Here is a 5,056-nt window from a genome sequence, read left to right as displayed (position 1 = left end):
CCCGTTGCGGATGCCGGTGGCCCGACGTAACGTCGCGGCAGAGAATCCCGACGACGTGAGGAGCCGTCATGGCGCACGGAGACATCACCCACCTCGAGATCCCGGTCGCCGACCTGGCCGCGGGGTCCCGCCTCTACGCCGACCTCTTCGGCTGGCAGATCGCAGAGCCGCCGGGCTTCGAGGGCTATCCGATGTGGCAGGCGCCGAACAAGATCTCCGGCGGCGCGCTGGTCGAGCGCAACGAGGAGTTCGTGCAGCCGCGCAGCATCGTGGAGGTCGACTCGATCGACGAGGTGCTCGCGAAGGTCGAGGCGTCCGGCGGTCGCGTCGTGCTCGCGAAGGCCCCGATCAGCGAGACCAGCTGGTGGGCCGTGTTCGAGGATCCGGACGGCAACCTCCTGGGCCTGTTCGAGGGCAGCTTCTCCGGCTGAGCCCCGGCGGCGGCCGGGCGCGCCCGGTCCACGGGGTCGATGTCGTCAGGGGTTCCCGGCAGACTGGACCGCATGAGCGACGGTCCGCGGCAGTGGGTGCTGCACGTCGACCTCGACCAGTTCATCGCCGCGGTCGAGGTGCTCCGCCGACCCGAGCTCGCCGGCCGGCCGGTCATCGTGGGCGGCCGCGGCGACCCCACCGAGCGGGCCGTCGTGTCGACCGCGTCGTACGAGGCGCGCGCGTACGGCGTCGGGTCCGGGATGCCGTTGCGCATCGCGGCCCGCAAGGTGCCCGACGCCGTGATCCTCGCGGTCGACGGCCCCGCGTACACCGCGGCGTCGGAGGAGGTCATGGCGACCCTGCGGGAGCAGCCGGGAGCCGTCGTGCAGGTGCTCGGGTGGGACGAGGCGTTCCTCGGCGTGCGGACCGACGACCCGGAGGAGTACGCGCGGCGCGTGCAGCGGGCGGTGCTCGACCGCACGGCGCTGCACTGCAGCATCGGCATCGGCGACACGCTCGTGCGCGCCAAGGTCGCGACGGGCTTCGGCAAGCCGCGCGGACGCTTCCGGCTGACCGCCGCGAACTGGCTCGAGGTCATGGGCGACCGGCCGACGATCGACCTGTGGGGCGTCGGCACGAAGATCTCGCGGCGACTGGCGGCCCACGGCATCCGCACCGTCACACAGCTCGCGACCGCCGACGACGGCGTGCTGGTCGCCGAGTTCGGCCCGCGGATGGGCCCGTGGTACGCGCAGCTCGGGCGGGGCGAGGGCTCCGCCGTCGTGGACGACACGCCCTGGGTGGCGCGCGGGCACAGCCGCGAGACGACGTTCCAGCGCGACCTCACCGAGCGCGCGGGGATCCAGCAGGCGGCGCGCGAGCTGATCGTCCAGGTGCTCGACGACGTCTCGGCCGAGGGGCGGCCGGTCGTCGGCGTCGGGCTGAAGGTGCGCTACGCGCCGTTCCTCACGAAGACGTTCACCCACAAGGTCGCCGACACGTTCGATCGCGACACGGTGACCGCCGAGATCCTGCGGCTCGTCGAACGGATCGAGCCCGACCGCCCCGTCCGCCTCCTCGGCGTCCGCGCCGAGATGGCGATGCCCGACGAGGCCCGGCAGGGACACACGCCCACCCGCAGCGGGTGGTGAGCACGGCTCAGCCGCGGAAGTCCTCCGGCTCGACGTCGTCGAGGAAGCGCTTGAACTCGTCGAGCCGCTCGTCGTCGTCCTCGTCGGCGGTCATGTCGGGCACGCCGGCCTCGTCCATCACGTCGTCGGCCACCGTGATCGGTGCGCCGGTGCGCGCGGCCAGCGCGACGGCATCCGAGGGACGTGCGTCCACGACGTGCGATCCGGATGCCGTGGACAGCGTGATCTCGGCGTAGTAGGTGCCGTCGTCGATGCGGGTGACGGCGACGCCGGCGACCTCGGCCTCGAGGGTCTCGAGGAGCGACCGCATGAGGTCGTGCGCCAGGGGCCGGGGCACAGGTGCGCCCTGGATCGCGATCATGATCGACGTGGCCTCGAGTCCCCCGATCCAGATCGGCAGGACCTCGCCCTCGCCCGGCAGGGTGTCGATGGGTTTCAGCAGCAGGACGTGCTGGCCGGCGGCGTCGACCGCGAGCCCGGCGATGCGTGCCTGGACCATGATGGCCCCCTTCCCGTCGAGGCAGCCCCCGTCTGCCATGGTAGGCACGCGTGCACCGGCGCGGGGCCGATGCCGCCGATGTCGCGGGGTCCTGGCAGACTCGCACACGTGTGGATCGGATGGATCGAGTTCGACGTGCTGCTCGGCGACGTGCACTCGCTGAAGGAGAAGCGGGGCGTCCTCCGCCCGATCATCGCCGACCTGAGCCGGCGCACCGAGGTCGCCGCGGCCGAGGTCGGCGCGCACGACCTGCACCGGCGCGCGACGATCGGCGTGTCGGTGGTGGCGGGGGGCGCCTCGCACGTGCGCGACGTGCTCGATCGCGCGGAGCGCCTGCTCGCCGAGGAGCACCCCGAGGTCACCGTGCTCTCGGCGCGGCACGGGCTCCATTCGAGCGAGGACTGAGCGAGCCGCCGGCGCCCTTTCGACTCGGCCATCATCCCGGCATCCGCTCGCCGCCCCGTCCGGCGCCGACACAGAGCGCCATCGAGGCCTCAGGCGCCCGCGGCGAGCAGCTCGAGATCGGCGCCGACGAGGCGTCGTGTGGTCCACTCGTCCATCGGCACGGCGCCGAGCGAGTCGTAGAACGCGATCGACGGCGCGTTCCAGTCGAGCACCGTCCATTCCAGCCGCGAGTAGCCGCGCTCGACGCACACCGCGGCGAGCGACGCGAGGAGTGCCTTCCCGTACCCGCGTCCGCGCTGCTCCGGGCCGACGAACAGGTCCTCGAGCCAGATCCCGTGCCGACCGGTCCACGTCGAGTACGTGACGAACCAGATCGCGATGCCGACGATGCGGCCGTCGCGCTCGACCACGTGCACGAACGCGCGCGGGTCGGGGCCGAACAGGGTCTCGGTGAGCGCCACGACGGTGTTCTCGACGGCATCCGGCTCGCGCTCGTAGACCGCGAGCGCGGTGATGCAGTCGAGGATGCCGGCTTCGTCGCCCGGTCGGCCGGCGCGGAGGATCGCGCCGTCGGGCAGGGTGCGGGATGTCACCGTCCGAGCGTATCCGCCGCACCGCCCCCGCCGATGCGCGCCGTCGACATAGTTACATTCGGTAATCATGAAGTAAGGTACTCATATGCCCGAGCGTCTCCTCCTCGACCGACTGCTGCTGATCGCAGACGTGTTACAGCGGGACATGGCGCGCGCGTTCGCCGGCACCGAGCTGTCCGGCGCGCGCATGGCCGTGCTGTGGGTCGTCCATCACTCCGGCCCCGCCACGCAGCAGGCCCTCGCCACCGAGCTGGACGTCACGCCCCGCAACATCAGCGCGCTCGTCGACGCCCTGGAGACCGCCGGCTTCGTCCGGCGCGCACCTCATCCCGCCGACCGGCGCGCCCACCTCGTCGAGCTGACGGGCGCCGGCGTCGAGCTCATGACCCGCACCGCGCGCGAGCACGCCGAGCTGAGCGCGCGTCTCCTCGACGCCGTCGCCGGCGACGATCGAGCGGCACTCGAACGCGGGCTCGACGCGATCGCGGTGCGGCTCGCGCAGCTGATCGCCGAGGCGGACGAGTCCGCCGACGACGCGGCATCCCGATGAGCACGGATGCCGCGATGACGACCGCCCCGTCCGCTCCGGGGACCTCGCGCACGCGTGCGCTGTTCCGGCGCGCGACCCGCATGGAGTCGCGCGTCTACGCGAGCATCGGTCGCGCGATCGCGCGACGCCCCGCCGTCCCTCGCGGTGCGCGCGCGTTCACCTATCATCGGCCGGTCCTCACGATCCTCGTGATCTTCATCGTGCTGTCGGCGGTCGAGATCCCGATCATCGACCTCATCGTGCACCGGTGGCCGGTCGTCCGCGTGATCCTCCTGATCGTGGGCGTGTGGGGCCTCACGTGGATGATCGGGTTCCTGTGCGCGTTCTTCATGTACCCGCACACGGTCGGGCCCCGTGGCATCCAGGTGCGGGAGGGGCTCGAGACCGACGTCGCGCTGTCGTGGGACGACATCGTCTCGGTCGCCCGGTCTCGTCGCGTCGACGAGCCGAAGACGCCGCGGGTGACGGATGCCGGCGGCACGAGCACGCTGTCGGTGCGCATGCAGAACGAGACCAACGTCGAGATCGAGCTCGAACGGTCGGTGGGGGTGACGCTTCCCGGACGACCTCCACGCGGGGGCGCGCACGAGGTCGCGCGCGTGCGGCTGTGGGTCGACGACCTGGGCGGCTTCATGGCAGCGGTGCGCGAGCACATGCCGTAGGCGCGCACGACGCGATCTCCCCCGTGGGGCGGAGCCGCGCGCGCCCGCGCCGACCTACGCTGAGGGCATGGACGTGCTCGCGGCGATCATGATGTGGGGCTTCCTCGCGATGCTCGCGATCATGCCGGTCGCGATGCTGTGGGGCTACGTCGACGAGCGGCGCAAGCGGGCGCGCGGCGAGGCGAGCCTGTCGTCCGGGTCGCTGCTCGGGTTCGACGACATCTGGCGTCCGACCGCCGCCGAGGCGCGCGCGATCTGGACCGCCGAGCAGACCATGCCGGCGCCCGCTCCGATCCCGAGCGACGGGCCCGGCGTGATCGAGGGCAACCGCATCGTGATCGAGACGGGACTGCGCCACCGGCGCTGACGCCGGTCGGCCGGTCTCGGCCCCCGGGTCGGAGGCGGGACGCTGGGGGGTCGTTCCCGATCGCGGGTCACGGCGACGGTGCGGCTGCGAGCGAGCGGCTGCCCGGCCTCGCCCGGTCCGTGACCGTCAGTCGATCCACTCGATCTCGGGCCACAGACGCGCCGGGCGGGCGCGTTCGGCTCGGGCGCGCGCGGCGGCCGCGGCCGCCTCCGCCGCCTCACGACGCGCGCGCTCGAGCAGCTCGTCGCGCGACGCGCGTGCACGACGCGCGTCGTCGGGCCCCTCCTCCGGGGCGATCGCGGCGGGCGACGCCTCTCGGACGTGGGCGGTGAGATCGACCGGCGCGAGATAGCCGAGGTTGGTCGGCGCGATCCCGGCGAGGTGATCCCACAGCGAG

At 72.8% G+C, this 5,056-nt stretch carries 9 protein-coding genes; 6 read left to right on the top strand and 3 right to left on the bottom strand.

Translation table 11 applies throughout. The annotated features are described in order from the left end of the window. Positions 1-68: 68 nt before the first annotated feature. Together WML84_RS12755 and WML84_RS12750 are read left to right on the top strand one after the other, a co-directional pair. Positions 69-431: a VOC family protein gene (locus tag WML84_RS12755; RefSeq protein ID WP_347346518.1), complete on the top strand. Its 363-nt coding sequence runs from the start codon at positions 69-71 to the stop codon at positions 429-431. 72 nt (positions 432-503) lie between these two features. After that, positions 504-1,583 (top strand): DNA polymerase IV, encoded by a 1,080-nt coding sequence (locus tag WML84_RS12750; protein WP_347346517.1) that lies wholly within the window; start codon positions 504-506, stop codon positions 1,581-1,583. Positions 1,584-1,590: 7 nt separating this feature from the next. Here WML84_RS12750 and WML84_RS12745 read toward each other — a convergent pair whose 3' ends face one another. Next, complete coding sequence (locus WML84_RS12745) at positions 1,591-2,082, bottom strand: bifunctional nuclease family protein (RefSeq protein ID WP_347346516.1); 492 nt, start codon at positions 2,080-2,082, stop codon at positions 1,591-1,593. Positions 2,083-2,190: 108 nt separating this feature from the next. Between WML84_RS12745 and WML84_RS12740 the strand changes: the two genes are divergently transcribed. Beyond that, entirely contained in the window at positions 2,191-2,487 is a 297-nt protein-coding gene (locus tag WML84_RS12740) for a DUF503 domain-containing protein (RefSeq protein ID WP_347346515.1), read from the top strand. 89 nt (positions 2,488-2,576) lie between these two features. Here the strand turns inward: WML84_RS12740 and WML84_RS12735 are convergent, their stop codons facing one another. Then, on the bottom strand, positions 2,577-3,080 hold the full coding sequence (locus WML84_RS12735) for a GNAT family N-acetyltransferase (protein WP_347346514.1): 504 nt from the start codon (positions 3,078-3,080) through the stop codon (positions 2,577-2,579). 85 nt (positions 3,081-3,165) lie between these two features. Here WML84_RS12735 and WML84_RS12730 point away from each other — a divergent pair, with 85 nt between their 5' ends. From WML84_RS12730 to WML84_RS12720, 3 genes are all read left to right on the top strand, one after another. Continuing rightward, entirely contained in the window at positions 3,166-3,630 is a 465-nt protein-coding gene (locus WML84_RS12730; protein WP_347346513.1) for a MarR family transcriptional regulator, read from the top strand. A 14-nt stretch (positions 3,631-3,644) separates the two neighbouring features. Then, positions 3,645-4,292, top strand: coding sequence for a hypothetical protein (locus WML84_RS12725; protein ID WP_347346512.1), 648 nt, complete (start codon positions 3,645-3,647; stop codon positions 4,290-4,292). Positions 4,293-4,359: 67 nt separating this feature from the next. Beyond that, positions 4,360-4,659, top strand: coding sequence for a hypothetical protein (locus tag WML84_RS12720; RefSeq protein WP_347346511.1), 300 nt, complete (start codon positions 4,360-4,362; stop codon positions 4,657-4,659). A 126-nt stretch (positions 4,660-4,785) separates the two neighbouring features. Here WML84_RS12720 and WML84_RS12715 read toward each other — a convergent pair. Beyond that, a partial coding sequence (locus WML84_RS12715) for a hypothetical protein (RefSeq protein ID WP_347346510.1) occupies positions 4,786-5,056 on the bottom strand: 271 nt, incomplete at its 5' end.

Source organism: Microbacterium sp. (assembly GCF_039812165.1).
Taxonomy (GTDB): domain Bacteria; phylum Actinomycetota; class Actinomycetes; order Actinomycetales; family Microbacteriaceae; genus Microbacterium.
Note: the sequence above shows the minus strand (reverse complement) of the source record. Positions and strands in the feature narration are given on the sequence as shown.

Coding starts and splice junctions, on each gene's coding strand:
- WML84_RS12745 (WP_347346516.1), bottom strand. CDS start 2,082: ATGGTCCAGGCACGCATCGCCGGGCTCGCGGTCGACGCCGCCGGCCAG.
- WML84_RS12730 (WP_347346513.1), top strand. CDS start 3,166: ATGCCCGAGCGTCTCCTCCTCGACCGACTGCTGCTGATCGCAGACGTG.
- WML84_RS12750 (WP_347346517.1), top strand. CDS start 504: ATGAGCGACGGTCCGCGGCAGTGGGTGCTGCACGTCGACCTCGACCAG.
- WML84_RS12755 (WP_347346518.1), top strand. CDS start 69: ATGGCGCACGGAGACATCACCCACCTCGAGATCCCGGTCGCCGACCTG.
- WML84_RS12720 (WP_347346511.1), top strand. CDS start 4,360: ATGGACGTGCTCGCGGCGATCATGATGTGGGGCTTCCTCGCGATGCTC.
- WML84_RS12725 (WP_347346512.1), top strand. CDS start 3,645: ATGACGACCGCCCCGTCCGCTCCGGGGACCTCGCGCACGCGTGCGCTG.